Origin of the sequence: Chitinophaga sp. GbtcB8, from assembly GCF_019091455.1 — a bacterium.
In the GTDB taxonomy this organism is placed as follows: domain Bacteria; phylum Bacteroidota; class Bacteroidia; order Chitinophagales; family Chitinophagaceae; genus Chitinophaga.
Genome location: NZ_JAGXJN010000001.1, coordinates 297,590 through 313,217, shown reverse-complemented (window position 1 = coordinate 313,217; position 15,628 = coordinate 297,590). Strand labels below are relative to the sequence as shown.

Annotated in this window: 14 protein-coding genes; 12 read left to right on the top strand and 2 right to left on the bottom strand. The window is 47.1% G+C overall.

Translation table 11 applies throughout. The features are described from left to right. The first annotated feature begins 51 nt into the window (after window positions 1–51). The 5 genes from KVT36_RS01325 to KVT36_RS01305 all read left to right on the top strand — a co-directional run bounded on the left by KVT36_RS01325 (window position 52) and on the right by KVT36_RS01305 (window position 9,024). A complete protein-coding gene (locus KVT36_RS01325; protein WP_217601701.1) occupies window positions 52–1,239 on the top strand; it encodes a FecR domain-containing protein in 1,188 nt (395 codons plus the stop codon). 396 nt (window positions 1,240–1,635) lie between these two features. After that, on the top strand, window positions 1,636–5,004 hold the full coding sequence (locus KVT36_RS01320; protein WP_217601700.1) for a TonB-dependent receptor: 3,369 nt from the start codon (window positions 1,636–1,638) through the stop codon (window positions 5,002–5,004). A gap of 12 nt (window positions 5,005–5,016) precedes the next feature. Then, window positions 5,017–6,561 carry a RagB/SusD family nutrient uptake outer membrane protein gene (locus tag KVT36_RS01315; protein ID WP_217601699.1) on the top strand — a complete coding sequence of 515 codons (1,545 nt, stop codon included), beginning with the start codon at window positions 5,017–5,019 and terminating at the stop codon, window positions 6,559–6,561. Between the two features lie 232 nt (window positions 6,562–6,793). Beyond that, window positions 6,794–7,612 carry a family 16 glycosylhydrolase gene (locus tag KVT36_RS01310; protein ID WP_217601698.1) on the top strand — a complete coding sequence of 273 codons (819 nt, stop codon included), beginning with the start codon at window positions 6,794–6,796 and terminating at the stop codon, window positions 7,610–7,612. 11 nt (window positions 7,613–7,623) lie between these two features. Next, window positions 7,624–9,024 carry a glycoside hydrolase family 30 beta sandwich domain-containing protein gene (locus KVT36_RS01305; RefSeq protein WP_254639784.1) on the top strand — a complete coding sequence of 467 codons (1,401 nt, stop codon included), beginning with the start codon at window positions 7,624–7,626 and terminating at the stop codon, window positions 9,022–9,024. A 98-nt stretch (window positions 9,025–9,122) separates the two neighbouring features. Here the strand turns inward: KVT36_RS01305 and KVT36_RS01300 are convergent, their stop codons facing one another. Both KVT36_RS01300 and KVT36_RS01295 read right to left on the bottom strand, forming a co-directional pair. Beyond that, window positions 9,123–10,148 carry an MBL fold metallo-hydrolase gene (locus KVT36_RS01300; RefSeq protein WP_217601696.1) on the bottom strand — a complete coding sequence of 342 codons (1,026 nt, stop codon included), beginning with the start codon at window positions 10,146–10,148 and terminating at the stop codon, window positions 9,123–9,125. Window positions 10,149–10,212: 64 nt separating this feature from the next. Then, window positions 10,213–10,917 carry a hypothetical protein gene (locus KVT36_RS01295; RefSeq protein ID WP_217601695.1) on the bottom strand — a complete coding sequence of 235 codons (705 nt, stop codon included), beginning with the start codon at window positions 10,915–10,917 and terminating at the stop codon, window positions 10,213–10,215. Between the two features lie 193 nt (window positions 10,918–11,110). Between KVT36_RS01295 and KVT36_RS01290 the strand changes: the two genes are divergently transcribed. The 7 genes from KVT36_RS01290 to KVT36_RS01260 all read left to right on the top strand — a co-directional run bounded on the left by KVT36_RS01290 (window position 11,111) and on the right by KVT36_RS01260 (window position 15,568). Next, complete coding sequence (locus KVT36_RS01290) at window positions 11,111–11,782, top strand: NAD-dependent epimerase/dehydratase family protein (RefSeq protein WP_217601694.1); 672 nt, start codon at window positions 11,111–11,113, stop codon at window positions 11,780–11,782. A 39-nt stretch (window positions 11,783–11,821) separates the two neighbouring features. Then, the gene (locus tag KVT36_RS01285; RefSeq protein ID WP_217601693.1) at window positions 11,822–13,051 is read left to right on the top strand and encodes a multiheme c-type cytochrome; all 1,230 of its coding nucleotides are present in this window, start codon (window positions 11,822–11,824) and stop codon (window positions 13,049–13,051) included. Window positions 13,052–13,131: 80 nt separating this feature from the next. After that, window positions 13,132–13,668 carry a pyridoxamine 5'-phosphate oxidase family protein gene (locus KVT36_RS01280; RefSeq protein WP_217601692.1) on the top strand — a complete coding sequence of 179 codons (537 nt, stop codon included), beginning with the start codon at window positions 13,132–13,134 and terminating at the stop codon, window positions 13,666–13,668. 87 nt (window positions 13,669–13,755) lie between these two features. Then, the gene (locus tag KVT36_RS01275) at window positions 13,756–14,403 is read left to right on the top strand and encodes a DUF1080 domain-containing protein (RefSeq protein ID WP_217601691.1); all 648 of its coding nucleotides are present in this window, start codon (window positions 13,756–13,758) and stop codon (window positions 14,401–14,403) included. Between the two features lie 41 nt (window positions 14,404–14,444). Next, complete coding sequence (locus tag KVT36_RS01270; protein ID WP_217601690.1) at window positions 14,445–14,906, top strand: hypothetical protein; 462 nt, start codon at window positions 14,445–14,447, stop codon at window positions 14,904–14,906. Between the two features lie 43 nt (window positions 14,907–14,949). After that, the gene (locus KVT36_RS01265; RefSeq protein ID WP_217601689.1) at window positions 14,950–15,240 is read left to right on the top strand and encodes a nucleotidyltransferase family protein; all 291 of its coding nucleotides are present in this window, start codon (window positions 14,950–14,952) and stop codon (window positions 15,238–15,240) included. Beyond that, window positions 15,233–15,568, top strand: a complete 336-nt coding sequence (locus KVT36_RS01260; protein ID WP_217601688.1) for a DUF86 domain-containing protein — start codon at window positions 15,233–15,235, stop codon at window positions 15,566–15,568. The genes KVT36_RS01265 and KVT36_RS01260 overlap by 8 nt, the downstream gene beginning before the upstream one ends. Window positions 15,569–15,628: the final 60 nt, after the last annotated feature.

Here is a 15,628-nt window from a genome sequence, read left to right as displayed (position 1 = left end):
CGGATATATATACCTTGGATACCTGTGTCAAACAGTATCTGTTGTCCACTTATGTCTGAAACCAAAGGCCACTACGAAGAACTGTTACAACGCTACCTGCAAGGTAGCTGTACGCCCGAAGAAGCGGCGGCGCTATACAACTGGCTGAAGTCTTCAGACGCGCACCGTCCCCTGTTAGCCAGGCTGCAGCAGGAGTTTGAACAGGTTATTAATGCGCCCCATGAAGTACCTGCCGCTGTAAGCGACCGGATAGAAGCCCGCTTGCTCCAGAACATCAGCCGTAATAAAATAGTGCCTTTACGCCAGCCCTGGCGCTGGGCAGCGGTAGCCTCCATATTAATGTTATTACTGGCCGGCAGCGTATACTGGTTCTATAAAACAGATAAGTCGCACAACATTGCTTCAAACATGACGCTGAATAAGAAAAGTGGAATTGGTAGTAATGTAGCGCCGGGCACCAATAAAGCCGTGCTTACACTGGCAGATGGCACTACAGTGGAGCTGGACAGCGCCGGCAACCAGGTGCTGCAGCAGGGTAAAACCACTGTGCAGCAGCGCAATGGCCGGCTGGAATATGCCGCACAGGGTAAAGAAGAAGCTATTGGTTATAATATACTGGTAGTGCCACGCGGCGGCCAGTTTAATATTGTGTTGCCGGATGGCAGCCATGTATGGCTGAATGCCGCCTCCCGCCTGAAATATCCCACTGCCTTTACCGGTAAGGAAAGGGTAGTGGAGCTGCAGGGACAGGGATATTTTGAAATAGCGCACAACGCAGATCATCCGTTTATCGTAGATGTTAATAATACGCAGGTGCAGGTGCTGGGAACCCGTTTTGACATTATGGCCTACCCTGACGAGCAAAGCCTGAATACAACATTATTGGAAGGTGCCATACGCGTACAGCGCGGTGAGCACCAGCAGCTATTGAAACCCGGACAGCAGTCGGTGCTGGAATATGCTACCGGTCAAATGTCCGTACACCCGGCAGATATAGACCAAACCATTGCCTGGAAAACAGGTTTTTTCGAGTTTGACAATGCCGGCATGAATGTGATCATGCGCCAGGTGGCCCGCTGGTACGATGTAGAGGTGGCCTATGGTAATGAAAAAAGCAACCGCCGTTTTGGAGGCCGTATCAGCAGAAACCTGCCTTTATCTGAAATACTGCATATGCTGGAAGCGAATGGCGCAAAATTTAGCCTGGAAGGGCGGCGGCTGACGGTTACAGCAGAATAAACCACGTCATCAATTTCATACCTGGCCGCTACCACGTGCGGCCGGGTATGCATTATTCAAACTGATCGTAAACATATATAACGTTATGAAGCCTGAAACAAGCTAACACGCACAAAGGGGGGCAATACCTATGAAAAAAGCCGGAAGTGCTCGCAACACCCCCGGCAGAAAGTCTGGGTTCCCGAAGAAACAATAAGTCCCGTTAAGAACTATTATCTGGTCATTCCCAAACACTACAAAAGTATGTATTTAAACTTTAGTGGTAAAGCTTCCGTTACCCGGAAGCTACCTACCTGGCATGAGCATGCTCATGTTATTGAAAAGCAATACCAAAATCAAATCACGGACCATGGTATTACAGCAAAAAGCCTGCTGGCCCGTAAAATGCTCTGCGTTATGAAACTGACTGCCTTTTTAATGCTGGCAGCCTGCTTGCAGATAAGCGCAAAAGCAGTATCCCAGCAGATCACACTTTCAGAAAAGAACGCATCGCTGAAAAAGGTGCTGAAAGAAGTATCCCGTCAGGCGGGTATGTCTATAGTGTATGATGAGAACATGCTGTCACGCACTAAGCCTGTAACCGTATCGGTAAAAAACGCCACGGTGAAAGAAGTGCTGGACGAATGCCTGCGCGATCAGGCCATGTTCTATAGCATTGATGGCTCACGTATCATTATACAGGTGCGCCCCGGTGCTAAAATGCAGCAGGACACCACTGTTAGCATCAGCGGCCGCGTAACCGACGAAAAGGGCCAGCCTATACCCGGCGCCACCATCCGCGTAAAAGGTACCAACACCGGTACTGCTACGGATGGCGAGGGCAGGTACAATATCCGCGCACCCCGCAACAGTGAGCTGATAGTATCCTTTGTTGGTTACACCCAGCATACCTTCCCGGCTATTGCCGGTATGCAGGATGTGCAGCTGCAGATATCGCAAACCGCTTTAACGGAAACAGTAGTAGTAGGTTACGGCGTACAAAAGAAAAGCGTGGTAACCGGCGCTATCTCCAGCGTAAAAGCTGCTGATATTGAGAACCAGCCGGTAACCCGCCTGGAACAAACCCTGCAGGGCCGCACCTCCGGTGTTACCATTGCTGCCAGCAGCGGCCAGCCCGGTTCCAGCGCCAGCGTACGTGTACGCGGCGTTACCTCCTTTAATAACAGTAACCCGCTATGGGTAGTAGATGGGGTAGTGGTGGATAACGGCGGCATCAGCTACCTGAACCCGCACGATATAGAATCCATGGAAGTGCTGAAAGATGCTGCTTCCCAGGCTATTTACGGTGCCCGTGCAGCCGCCGGCGTTATACTCATCACCACTAAAAAAGGTAAGGCCGGTAATACGCAGGTGAGCTATAATGGTTATTATGGTACCTCTGCACCTGCTAAAAAGCTGCATATGCTGAATGCTACCGAATACGCTACCCTGCGTAATGAGGCAGCTGTAAATGCAGGCAAGCCCGCACCATTTACCAACCCGGCATCTTTTGGCGCCGGTACTGACTGGCAGGATGTGATCTTTAACAACAGCGCCGCCCGCCAGAGCCATGAGATCAGCGTAAGCGGCGGTAGCGAAAAGTCTACCTTTTACAGCTCCGTAGGTTACCTGAAACAGGATGGTATTGTAGCCACTGATATTTCCAAATACCAACGTGTGAACCTGCGCCTGAATTCTACGCATAAATTATCACAGTGGGTAACCGTTGGGCAGAACGTAGGTTACTCCTACGAAAAATCCATTGGCCTGGGTAATACCAACAATGAGTTCGGCGGCCCTTTAAGCTCTGCCATCAACATGGATCCTATTACGCCGTTCGTAGTAACTGATCCTGCTGTTGCAGCAGCACAGCCTTACCTGAACCTGGGCGTGGTAAAAGACGCCAGCGGCCGCCCGTATGGTATTTCCGGCCAGGTAGGCCAGGAGCTTACTAACCCGGCAGCGTATATCCAAACCCGTTTGGGCAACTACTCCTGGGCACATAACATAGTAGGTAACGCATTTATAGAAGTGCAGCCCATTAAAGGCCTGCGCCTGCGTTCCACAGTAGGTACCAAAATAGGTTTCTGGGGCGATGAAACCTTTACACCTATTTACTACCTCAACTCATCCACCAACACCACCCGTACTTCTTTCCTGCGTAGCAACAACCAGCGTTTTGACTGGAACCTGGAAAACACCTTGTCTTATAACAAAGTAGCCGGCTTGCATAACTTCACGGTGCTGTTAGGACAAGGCGCCTATAAGGACAACCACACCCGCGGCACCAGCGTTACCTATTACGAGATACCAGCTACCAATTTTAAAGAAGCTTCCCTGAACTTTAATGTGCCCAGCGATAAGCGCGTATCATCCGGTTCAGAAGGTATAGATCATACAGTGTCATCCCTGTTTGCCCGTTTGGATTATAACTACGATGAAAAATACCTGGTACAGGGTGTTATACGCCGCGATGGTTCATCCCGCTTTGGTGTGAATAACAAGTACGGTAACTTCCCATCCTTTTCACTGGGCTGGGTAAGCTCCCGTGAAAACTTCTGGCCTAAGAACAATGTAGTGGATTTCTTAAAGATCCGCGGCGGTTACGGTATTGTAGGTAATGATAACATTAACGACTTTGCTTATGCCTCTACCCTGGGTAGCGGCCGTAACTATACTATAGGCAACAGCGGCAGCTACCTGATAGGTTACAGTCCCAATGCACCGGCTAACCCGGACCTGAAATGGGAGCAAACCAGCCAGACCAACGTTGGTTTTGAAGCCACCCTTTTCCGTGACTTCTTCGTGAATTTCGATTGGTACAAAAAAGTAACTACCGGCATTTTGCGTAACCCGCGCATTCCGGCTTACATAGGTTCCAACACCAACCCTGCTGCTAACGTAGCAGATATGGATAACACCGGTCTGGAGCTGGAAGTAGGTTACCGCAAACAGCTGGGCGATCTGAACCTGGGTGTGAACGCCAACGTATCTTACCTGAAAAATAAAGTAACCAACCTGGGTACCGGTGTAAAATATATCACAGACGACCAGGTGCCTTTTGTAGCCAGCAGCTACCCCTTAACACGTATTGCCGTAGGCCAGCAGTATAATGCATTTTATGGTTTCAAGACCCTGGGCGTTTTCCAGAACCAGGCAGAAATTGATGCATATACAAAAGATGGTAAAAGGATACAGCCGGGTGCACAACCGGGCGATTTCCGCTGGGCAGACCTGAATAATGATGGTTTGATCAGTGACGCGGACCGCACATTTATTGGTAACCCTATTCCCAGCTGGTCATATGGTTTCTCCATCAATGCTGCTTACAAAGGATTTGATCTAACTATATTTGGTCAGGGCTCTGCCGGTAACAAGATCTTCCAGGCGCTGCGCAGGCTGGATATTCCCAATGCCAACTGGCAAACCACGGCCCTGGGCCGCTGGCATGGTGAAGGTACTTCCACCGATTTTCCCCGTTTGAACGTAAATGATCCGAACAAGAACTTTACCAACCCTTCAGACTTTTACCTGGAAAGCGGCAGTTACTTCCGTATGCGCAACATACAGCTGGGTTATACCTTACCGGGCACACTTACCAAAAAAGCGCTCATTTCAAAAGTACGTGTATATATAATGGCCGAGAACCTGTTCACCATTACCGGTTACAGCGGTTATGATCCTGAAATTGGCGGTAATGACCGTAGTAATGGCGTATTGAGTGTGGACCGCGGTATTTATCCGCAGGCCCGTTCTTACATGGCAGGTTTAAATGTTACTTTTTAAAACTATTGAAAGATGAAGCAACGTAATATCAAATATATCGCATTAGTGGCCGCTGGTCTTTCCATGGCAGCAGCCTGTAGCCGTGGTTTCCTGGATGTACAGCCCAGGGGCACCATACTGGAAGAGAATTATTACAAAACAGCGGCAGAAGCCTATACCGGCCTGATAGCCATTTATGATAAAGTACCCTGGACCAGCAATGGTTATGTAACCAAGGTAGGTGTGGCAGATGCCGCATCAGACGATCACCTGGCTGGTGGTGGCGGCCCTAACGATGTGAGCCAGCTGCAGGTTATTTCCAATTACACCTTAACGCCGGCAACCGGCCCGCAGGACGATATCTGGGCTAACAGCTACCAGGGTATTTTCCGCGCCAACAAGCTGCTGCAAAAGCTGCCCGGTGTAACCGCTATGGATGAAAATACCAAAGCACGTTTTACTGCAGAAGCAAAATTGCTGCGCGCTTATTTCTATTTTGACCTGGTACGCTTTTTCAAGAACATACCGCTTACGCTGGAGCCTATTGAAAAAAACGACTGGTATAATATATCACAGGTAACACCGCAGGAAGTATATGCGCAGATAGAAAAAGACCTGAAGGAAGCTATTGCAGAAACGAACCTGCCCAATACCATTAGTGCAGCTTCAGAAGGCGGCCGCGTAACCAAAGGCACTGCACATGCCCTGCTGGGTAAGGTATACCTGTGGGAACAGAAGTGGACAGAGGCCATTGCAGAATTCCAGGAAGTAAATGGCGCCACCCCCGGCGATGTAAGCGCTACCTACGGTTATAAGCTGCTGGCCAATTTTGGTGATCTGTGGAAAACAAAGTTCAACTCTGAATCCATTTTTGAAATGTCTTTCACCTCTACTTCTGCCGGTAACTGGGATTGCGTATCCTGTTCAGAAGGTAATGTGCTGGGCATTATGGTAGGGCCCCGTGCTTACAAGGCATTAAAAACAGGCGCGCCTGATTATGTATCCGGCTGGAGCTTCCTGCCTGTTACAACCAACCTGTTCGATGCCATTCATAACGATCCCCGTTATCCGTATACCATTGCTAATCTTGACAGCCTTGAAAAGAACGGTATTGCCTCTTATGAAAAAGGATACAACAACACCGGTTATTTCCTGGAGAAATTTGCCGGCCGTGTATCTAACAAAAGCACCGGCGGTGGCCCTTCTGAGCTGAACTTCGGCATTAATATGTACGAGATCCGTTTGGCAGATACCTACCTGATGGAAGCAGAGGCCCGCGTGCGCAATGGCGAAAGCGGCCTGGCCGGCACCCGCTCCTATGCGCTGCTGAATGCCGTACGTGCCCGTGTAGGCTTACCCGCTATCCCGGCTACTTTTGATAACATTTTTAACGAGCGCCGTTTAGAGCTGGCCGGCGAAGGCAAACGCTGGTTTGACCTGGTGCGCACCGGCAAAGCCGCTACCGTACTGGCTACCCGCGGATTTGTAGCAGGTAAAAATGAAATATTACCTATTCCCCTTTTAGAGCTGGACAACACCAAAATCGAGCAAAGCAAGGAATGGGGCGGCACCAAATAAAACAAGGACTAAAGTGGCGCAAGAGAGGCCCAACAGCCTGGCACCACAGTAGCAATAAAGCTTAATCAAGGTACCCATCCGCAACCGGGCGGTAACCGGTTGCGGTCCCCTTTTTGGTTCCTTTTTGGGGAAGCAAAAAGGAACAAAAAAAAGAGATACTTTTGATGAAATGAAATCCGGCGGGCAGGAATGTTTACATTCCCCCGCCGCTTTCATAAAAACAAATACCGTTATGAAGGCACCAGGAAACTACTTATTACTCGCACTATTATTCGCTTTGCCATTAATTGGCCACGCCCAGCAACCCGTCAAACACTGGCAGTTTGAAAAAAAACCAATATGGGCCGATGAATTTAACTACAGCGGTTTACCGGATTCCGCCAAATGGGGTTATGATATTGGCGGCAGGGGCTGGGGCAATAATGAGCTGCAGTATTACACCAACAGCATTAAAAATGCATCTGTGGCCAATGGCGTACTTTCCATTACCGCCCGCAAAGAAAATAAGGAAGGAAAGAACTACACCTCTGCACGCATTGTTACTAAAAACAAAGGCGATTTCCTGTACGGCCGTTTTGAGATCAAAGCCAAGCTGCCCGCCGGTAAAGGCACCTGGCCCGCCATCTGGATGCTGCCTACAGACTGGGTTTATGGCAACTGGCCTAAGTCGGGCGAAATAGATATTATGGAGCATGTAGGGTATGACCTCAACAACATTCACATTACCGCGCATACAGAAGCCTATTATTTCAAGATCAATACTCAAAAAACAGCTACTAAAATTATTGAAAATGCTACTACGGCATTTCATTTGTACCGGGTAGACTGGACACCCCAATACATGCAGGGATTTATTGATGACCAGCTGATATTTGAATTTAAGAATGAAGGTACCGGTTATAAGGTATGGCCGTTCGATAAACGTTTTCACCTGCTGCTGAATGTAGCCGTAGGCGGCGACTGGGGCGGGCAAAAGGGTATTGACGACAATGTTTTTCCCACCGCGATGGAAGTGGATTATGTACGGGTTTATAAAATGATTGATAAATAACGATGGAAAAGATGAAAGTATTATTATTGTTAGGCGCCCTTTTTACAACTACGGTATATGCGCAGGACGGCCCGGCCAAAGCAGGCAGCGTATCCTACTGGCTTACAAAATCAGACCGGTCGGTAACCTTTACCAAACAGCCCGCCAGCCTGGCATTTAAAACCACTAAGAACAGTTATCCCACCATTACGGTAAATGCCGCGCAAACCTTCCAGGAAATAGATGGTTTTGGTTATGCGCTTACCGGTGGCAGCGCTACCTTAATTCATTCCCTTTCACCTGCCAGGCAGGATGCTTTGCTGAAAGAGCTGTTCCTTACCAGCGGTAATAACATTGGCGTAAGTTATTTACGTGTAACCATTGGCGCATCAGACCTCAGCGATACTACTTTCACTTACGACGAAATGCCTGCCGGGCAAACAGATACCAGCCTGGCGCACTTCAGCATAAAGGAAGATGAAAAGGATGTGATACCTGTGCTCAAAAAAATACTGGCGCTCAATCCATCCATTAAAATATTAGGCTCCCCCTGGACTGCCCCCACCTGGATGAAGAGTAACAACAGCTTTAAAGGCGGCAGCTTAAAACCGGAGTACTACGGCGTATATGCGCAATACTTTGTGAAATATATAAAGGCTATGAAGGCCGCTGGTATTACCATTGATGCTATTACCCCGCAGAATGAGCCTTTGCATGGCGGTAATGTGCCCAGCATGGTAATGCAGCCCGCAGAGCAGGCCGATTTTATTGGCAACCATTTAGGCCCTGCCTTTAAAGCTGCCGGTATTAAAACAAAGATCATCATCTACGATCATAATGCCGACAAGCCGGAATATCCTATTACTGTGCTGGATAATCCTGCTGCCCGGCAGTATATTGATGGCAGCGCGTTTCACCTGTATGCAGGCCCTATTACGGCATTGAGCAAGGTGCATGATGCCTACCCGAAAAAACACTTATACTTTACAGAGCAATGGGTAGGTAAGCCCGGTACATTTGATAAGAACCTGAGATGGCATGTAAGCACCCTGATCATAGGCGCTACCCGTAACTGGAGCAGGAATGTAATAGAATGGAATCTTGCAGCTGATCCGGCTTATAACCCGCATACAAAAGGCGGCTGCACAGAATGTATGGGTGCAGTGACCATCGGCCCTAATGACCAGGTAGAAAAGAATGTAGCCTACTACATTATTGCACATGCAGCTAAATTCGTTCGGCCCGGCGCAGTGCGTATCAGCACTAATGTTCCCGGGCAGTTAAACAACGTAGCCTTTAAAACAAAGGATGGTAAAAAGGTGCTCATCGTTATTAATGATGGCAGCGAGGCGCAAACATTTAACATACAGTTCAATAATAAGATAGTTACCAGCTCGCTGGATAGTGGCGCAGTGGCGACGTATGTGTGGTAGAATGTAAAATGTAAAATCATAAATGTAAAATGTAAAAGTGGAATGCGGCGAAATTTTAATCGCTGCATTCCACTTTTACATTTAAGATTTTACATTTATCATTTTACATTCTGCGCCTGGCTTTCTGCCCACCAGTTTTCCCAGCTGTTCCGTTGCAGAATATCCACCGGTTCACCGATCTGCGGGGTTGCTACCGGGAAGCCTTTTTCTTTTGCCAGCTTTGTAAGGCGTATAATGGGCTCATTCCACGGATGATTTGCTAATGTGAATTTTCCCCAGTGTACCGGCAGCAGCAGCTTCGCCTGCAGGTCTATAGCAGCCTGCAGCGTTTCATCCGGCATCATGTGTATATAAGGCCAGGCCTCGTCGTATTGCCCGCATTCCAGGATGGCCAGGTCCATGGGGCCATACTTTTCACCAATGGTTTTAAAGTGGGTATCATAACCGGAGTCTCCGCCTATGTAAATGGTATAACCATACAATTGCAGCACAAAGGAGCTCCATAATGAAGTACCGCGCCGCAGCCCCCTGCCGGAAAAGTGCCGGGCCGGTGCAGCTGTAAGGGTAATACCGGGCATGGGATTTTCTGTTTCCCACCAGTCCATTTCCGTAATGCGCACATCATCATTACCGAAGCAATCTTCAATATCCCTGCCCACACCTAATGGCGTGTAAAAAGCACTGGTTTTGGGTTTCAGCTGTGTCAGCGTTTTGCGGTTCAGGTGATCATAATGGTTGTGGGTAATGATCATCAGGTCAATGGCAGGCATGTCCTCCGGTTTATACACATCCGTACCCGGATAGGCTTTCATCATACCGGCTATGGGCGAAACGCGCCCGCTGAAAACAGGATCTACCAGTATACTGGTGCCTTTGCAGTGAATGAGGTAAGAGGAATGCCCGAACCATACTATCACCGGCGTTTCCGAATGCAGGGTGGCCAGGTTTGTTTTTACAGATGGTAAAACGTGCGAAGGTTGTATAGTAGCCGGCCGCTTGAACTGGTCACGGATAATTTGCCCGTAGGAAGCATTTTCCGCCAGCATGGGCGTGGGAGATAAGTTCTCAAATTTGCCCTGCCTGTAGTTTTCAGAATCGCTCAGCGAACGCCATTGTTTTTTCATTGTTCAATATCCTGGTGATAAAGGCAAAGGTCTGGAAAAGTGAGTGAAAATATACCCCGGTGGCTTAAAAATGTACATTCGACATCAGCCCCAAAATAGTACCCAGCCCCGGCAGACTACCGTTAAAATATACGGCATAACAGATCCAGGAAGGAATGGAAATAAATCCCAGGAGCATAATGTATTTCCCATGTTGCCGGGTATGCTGGCTGTAAGCGTACATACGTGAGCCGTCCGGTAAAGTTTTTTTAGCGGTGAAAAGGAATATGCCAATGAAAAGCCCCAGCATTCCGCCAAGCAGGGCGGAAAGATAGCCGATCACCGTCCATATAGTGCTGCCATTATCCGGTGTGGCCAGTGTGGTGAACCTGTCCTGGTTAATACGTTCCAGGTCGCTGGTGGTTAAGGTTAGGCCCCTTGCCTGCAGCAGCTGCAGGGCCAGCGCGTAATCATAAGTTCCCCATTCATCCCGTTTTTCTATCACCTCCATCAGCTCATCATCGGAGAAAGACAGTAAGTAATAATCGTTTTCCGTTTCAGGCGGCTGTACGCTCACCGGCTGCCACAACAGGGCATCCGCGGCACGGAAACAATTGGAAGGTATTTTTAAACGGTAGGGAAGATCAAAGTTCTGGCCTATGAAAGTGGAGGGCAGTAACACCGGGTCTGCTTCCAGCACACAAGGAATATCATTTTCAACTAATAGCTCCTGTACTGCACAGGCTTCATCCTGGGTAGCAAATTTCCTGAACGTTAGGTACTCATACATAGGTAGGGTGGATAATTATCTGTTTTTGCTAATCACTGCTTTCTCGATATGAAAATAGTGAAAAACGTTAAAAAAAGCCAGCTGGTTTGGCAACAAGGTAAATTTGGCTACTTTTGGCCATAACCCGGCTGCCGGAAATCCGCAGCAGCCACCGGTCAGCGGAATTGGAAACATCAGAAAAAATATTTTACCAATGAACAACAAAGAGATCAGAGCTATTATTACAGGCACCACCGGCATGGTAGGAGAAGGCGTATTACATGAGTGTTTGCAAAACCCGCTGGTAGAAGCGGTTTTAATTATTAACCGCAAAAGCCTGGGCATTACCCATCCTAAGCTTACAGAGATCATTCATACAGATTTCTATGATCTGTCGCCCATAGAAAAACATCTGAGCGGTTATAATGCCTGTTATTTTTGCCTGGGCGTATCATCTGTAGGAATGAAGGAGCCGGCCTATTTTAAGGTCACCTACACACTTACCTTGCACGTCGCGGAAACCCTTAGCCGCCTGAATCCAGGTATGATCTTTTGTTATGTATCCGGTGCAGGTACAGATAGTACGGAAATAGGCCGCAGCATGTGGGCGCGTGTAAAAGGCAAAACAGAAAATGCCCTGCGGAAGCTGCCTTTCCATAGGGCATATGCTTTCAGACCCGGGTTTATTAAGCCTATTAAGGGCTTGCATAATGTGCATCCTTTTTATAAATATATTGGCTGGATGTTCCCTATTGGCCGCAGCTTTTTTCCCAATGGCTTCTGCACCTTAACAGAGCTGGGCCTGGCCATGATCCACGTTACCATTAATGATTATAATAAGGATATAGTTAGTGGGGTAGATATTATTCAGCTGGCGAAGGAATAATTACGAAGGAGTTGTATATTTCGGTTATCATCTACCGTTATGAATAAACGCCTGTTGTACGTATCCTGCTGTATTATTGCCTGTATCACTATTCTTTCACAATGTATCAATAAGACGGAGAAAAATGATGCTGCCTTCAGGGGGCCGCAGTATGCAGGCGCTGCTGCCTGTGCCGGCTGCCATAAGAATATTTTTGATGCATACATGGGCACGGCACATTACCATACTTCCAGGCCGGCCAATACTGCTACCGTAAAAGGATCGTTTACTGCACCGGATCCTATTTTTACTTACAGCAACGCTGCAAAGGTGGTAATGGAAGCCCGCGACAGCGGCTTGTTCCAGGCAGCCTACAACAATGGTGTACCGCAGGAAAACCATCGTTTTGATATTGTGGTAGGCTCCGGGCGGAAAGCGCAAACCTATTTATACTGGCAGGACGGGAAATATTTTCAGCTGCCCCTTTCTTATTTTGTACCGGCGCATAGCTGGGCCAACAGCCCGGGTTTTCCGGCAGATCATCCTAAGTTTGACCGCATGATACCCAGCACCTGTTTTGGCTGCCATAGTTCTATGGTAGGCAAAAGTACAGACATGCAGGGTGTGCACATTGTAGAATCATTTGAGAAGAACCAGGTTGTATACGGTATTGACTGCGAGCGCTGTCATGGCCCTGCTGCGGAGCATGTACAGTTTCACAACGACCATCCGCAGGAAAAGAAAGCTATGTACATGACGCGGATAGCTGAACTAAAGAATCGGCAAAAGCTGGATATGTGCGCGCTTTGTCATTCCGGTTTAGGCACACCGCAAAAGTCTATGTTCGATTTTAAACCGGGCGATGCATTGTCCGATTATTTCTTTCCTGAGTTTACTGCACCAAAGCGCACGGCGCAAATGGATGTACATGGCACCCAATACCAGCTGTTCACTGCCAGCAAATGTTTTATAAAAAGTAATGACATGAACTGTTCATCCTGCCATAACCCGCATAACAGTGAAAGCAATAATATGGAGCTGTTCTCCCAGCGTTGTATGCATTGCCATAACACAGCCAGTCATAATTTTTGCAAACTAGTAGAGCTGCCTGCAAATACCCTTGCAAAGAATTGTATAGATTGCCATATGCCGGCATTGCCTTCGGCCAACATTACATTGCTTACTAACGGCAAACAAAGCCCTACACCAGATTCCATCCGTACGCACCTGATCACCATTTACAAAGAGGAAACAAAGAAGGTATTAGCCCGCTTAAAGCAAGCCAGCTAAAGCTTATCTCTATTGCTGAACTCCCTTTTAATTATAATTGCTTTGGCATGGTTTTACTTGTACAGTTTTAAAAAGAAACCATGGATAGCATTAACCAACAGCAGCCCGAAAAGAACCGGGAAAACCTGCAGGGCATGGAAGCTGCCCACAAGCTGAAAGAGCTGGGTGAAAAAGCTAAGACCTGTTTTTTCTGCACCCATATTACCACCGGTAAACAATTTGCGGTACGCCCCATGGCCGTTCAACATATAGACGATGATGGTACCTGCTGGTTCCTGAGCGCTACGGATAGCGAAAAGAACATTGATATAACTGAAGACCCGGCTGTACAGCTGTTATTCCAGGGCAGCACCCATTCGGATTTCCTGAGCTTTTACGGCCATGCCACCATCAGCCAGGACAAAGCAAAGATCGCCGAGCTATGGGAGCCTGTTTTTAAGACCTGGTTCACAGAAGGGCAGGACGATCCCCGCATATCAGTGATCAGGGTAGTGCCGGAAAAAGGTTATTACTGGGATACCAAACATGGACAAGTTGTAGCATTTGCGAAACAGGTTGCCGGCGCCATGATGGGAAAAACACTGGATGATTCAATAGAAGGAACATTGAAATTGTAAACGCACTTTTAAAATAAGTTAAGAGGTCCGGGTAATTACCCGGACTTTTTTATTACATTAGATACGTTCCACTAAATCATCAATGGCATGTTACACAGAAAAATATTCCTCTTTTGCAGCCTTGCGCTGCTCTTTAATTTTTGTACGGCCCAGAAAAATGCAGGCGGTGCAGGCTGGGTTTCACTGTTCGATGGAAAAACATTTAACGGCTGGAAAGTAGGCGATCATGATTCTACTTTTAAAATAGAGAATGGCGCTATTAAAGTAAATGGGCCGGTAGCGCATTTATTTTATGTTGGAGATGTACACCAGCATGAGTTTAAGAACTTTGAATTTAAAGCGCAGGTAATGACGCTGCCCGGCTCTAATTCCGGCATTTACTTTCATACCGCTTACCAGGAAAAAGGCTGGCCGGAAAAAGGTTTTGAAGTACAGGTGAATAATTCGCACACAGACTGGAAACGGACCGGCAGCTTATATGATGTGGTAGATGTAAGAGAAAAATATGCAAAGGACAATGAATGGTATACAGAGCATATTATTGTAAAAGGAAAAAGAGTGATCATTAAAATAAATGACAAAACCGTAGTGGATTATACAGAGCCGAAAGGTTATCAGCCGGATGCCAGCCATAGCGGCCGGAAAATAGCATCCGGTACTTTTGCATTACAGGGCCATGACCCCGGCAGCACTGTTTATTTTAAGGACATTATGGTAAAACCGCTGGCCGATTAATAGCCAGTGTTATGAAGCCGTTAATTTTTTATATTTATCAGATGAAACATACACTTTTACCTGTCATATTACCTTTTGCCCTGCTGCTGTCTTGCACATCATCTACCACTACTAACACCACCACTGCGGTACCTATTACCGGTACCTGGCAGCTGGTATCCGGTACTACCATTACAAAAGGAGACAGCACTACCACCGATTATACCAAGGGATCCAGTATGATCAAGATCATCAATGACTCCCATTTTGCCTTTTTAAAGCATGACCTTAACAGCCCGAAAGACTCTTCATACCATTTCGATGCAGGCGGGGGCAGCTATACACTTACCGGCAATGCCTACACGGAACACCTGGACTATTATGCAGACCGGAACTGGGAAGGCAAAACATTTGATTTTACCGTTACCATCAGTAATGATACCTTGATACAGCGGGGAATGGAAAAAGTGGAGGGCGCCGGTATTGACCGTGAGATCATTGAGCGGTATGTAAGGGTAAAGTAGCCGCTAGCTCCTAAAATTGGGCCGATTAAGTTATATTTGTATTATGGGCGATCTTATAACCATAAAAAACATTTTATCTGCGCTAAAGCCAGAGCTGATTGAAAAATTTCATATCAGTTCAATTGGTTTGTTTGGATCTGTGGTGCGTGATGATTTTATGCCTTCCAGCGATGTAGATATTATTGTTGATTTTGCCCGTCCTATTGGAATTGAATTTGTTGATATGGCCGATTATATTGAGAAGAAATTGAAAAGGCCGGTTGACCTTGTTTCCAAGAAAGGAGTAAAGGAAAAATATTACAAAGAAATAGAGCCAGAGATCGTTTATGTCTAAACGTAAGCCGGCATTACTCATCCAGGATATTATTGAAAGTGGTAAGAAGATCCTTACCTACACTACAGGGCTGGATTACGATGGCTTTGTGGCGAACGATCTGGTCGTGGATGCAGTGATCAGGAATTTTGAGATAATCGGAGAAGCTGCAAACAGATTACCGGCTGAATTCAAAGATGCCCATCCGGATATTGACTGGCATCGTATCCGTGGATTTAGAAACAGGATTGTTCATGATTATTTTGGTATAGACTATGAAATAGTCTGGACCGTAAAGGAGGCCTTCTTACCTGATTTAATTTCACGGTTAAACTCACTTAATTTATAATACAAGAAACTGATCTTCCATAAAAAAAGGCTGTCACGCTCAAACGTGACAGCCTTTTTC

What these genes read in the sequence shown, in the direction of transcription:
- KVT36_RS01300 (WP_217601696.1), bottom strand. Translation starts at nt 10,148, where the DNA reads ATGAAAAAACAATGGCGTTCGCTGAGCGATTCTGAAAACTACAGGCAG.
- KVT36_RS01270 (WP_217601690.1), top strand. Translation starts at nt 14,445, where the DNA reads ATGAAACATACACTTTTACCTGTCATATTACCTTTTGCCCTGCTGCTG.
- KVT36_RS01265 (WP_217601689.1), top strand. Translation starts at nt 14,950, where the DNA reads ATGGGCGATCTTATAACCATAAAAAACATTTTATCTGCGCTAAAGCCA.
- KVT36_RS01290 (WP_217601694.1), top strand. Translation starts at nt 11,111, where the DNA reads ATGAACAACAAAGAGATCAGAGCTATTATTACAGGCACCACCGGCATG.
- KVT36_RS01295 (WP_217601695.1), bottom strand. Translation starts at nt 10,917, where the DNA reads ATGTATGAGTACCTAACGTTCAGGAAATTTGCTACCCAGGATGAAGCC.
- KVT36_RS01320 (WP_217601700.1), top strand. Translation starts at nt 1,636, where the DNA reads ATGAAACTGACTGCCTTTTTAATGCTGGCAGCCTGCTTGCAGATAAGC.
- KVT36_RS01280 (WP_217601692.1), top strand. Translation starts at nt 13,132, where the DNA reads ATGGATAGCATTAACCAACAGCAGCCCGAAAAGAACCGGGAAAACCTG.
- KVT36_RS01315 (WP_217601699.1), top strand. Translation starts at nt 5,017, where the DNA reads ATGAAGCAACGTAATATCAAATATATCGCATTAGTGGCCGCTGGTCTT.
- KVT36_RS01305 (WP_254639784.1), top strand. Translation starts at nt 7,624, where the DNA reads ATGAAAGTATTATTATTGTTAGGCGCCCTTTTTACAACTACGGTATAT.
- KVT36_RS01275 (WP_217601691.1), top strand. Translation starts at nt 13,756, where the DNA reads ATGTTACACAGAAAAATATTCCTCTTTTGCAGCCTTGCGCTGCTCTTT.
- KVT36_RS01310 (WP_217601698.1), top strand. Translation starts at nt 6,794, where the DNA reads ATGAAGGCACCAGGAAACTACTTATTACTCGCACTATTATTCGCTTTG.
- KVT36_RS01325 (WP_217601701.1), top strand. Translation starts at nt 52, where the DNA reads ATGTCTGAAACCAAAGGCCACTACGAAGAACTGTTACAACGCTACCTG.
- KVT36_RS01285 (WP_217601693.1), top strand. Translation starts at nt 11,822, where the DNA reads ATGAATAAACGCCTGTTGTACGTATCCTGCTGTATTATTGCCTGTATC.
- KVT36_RS01260 (WP_217601688.1), top strand. Translation starts at nt 15,233, where the DNA reads ATGTCTAAACGTAAGCCGGCATTACTCATCCAGGATATTATTGAAAGT.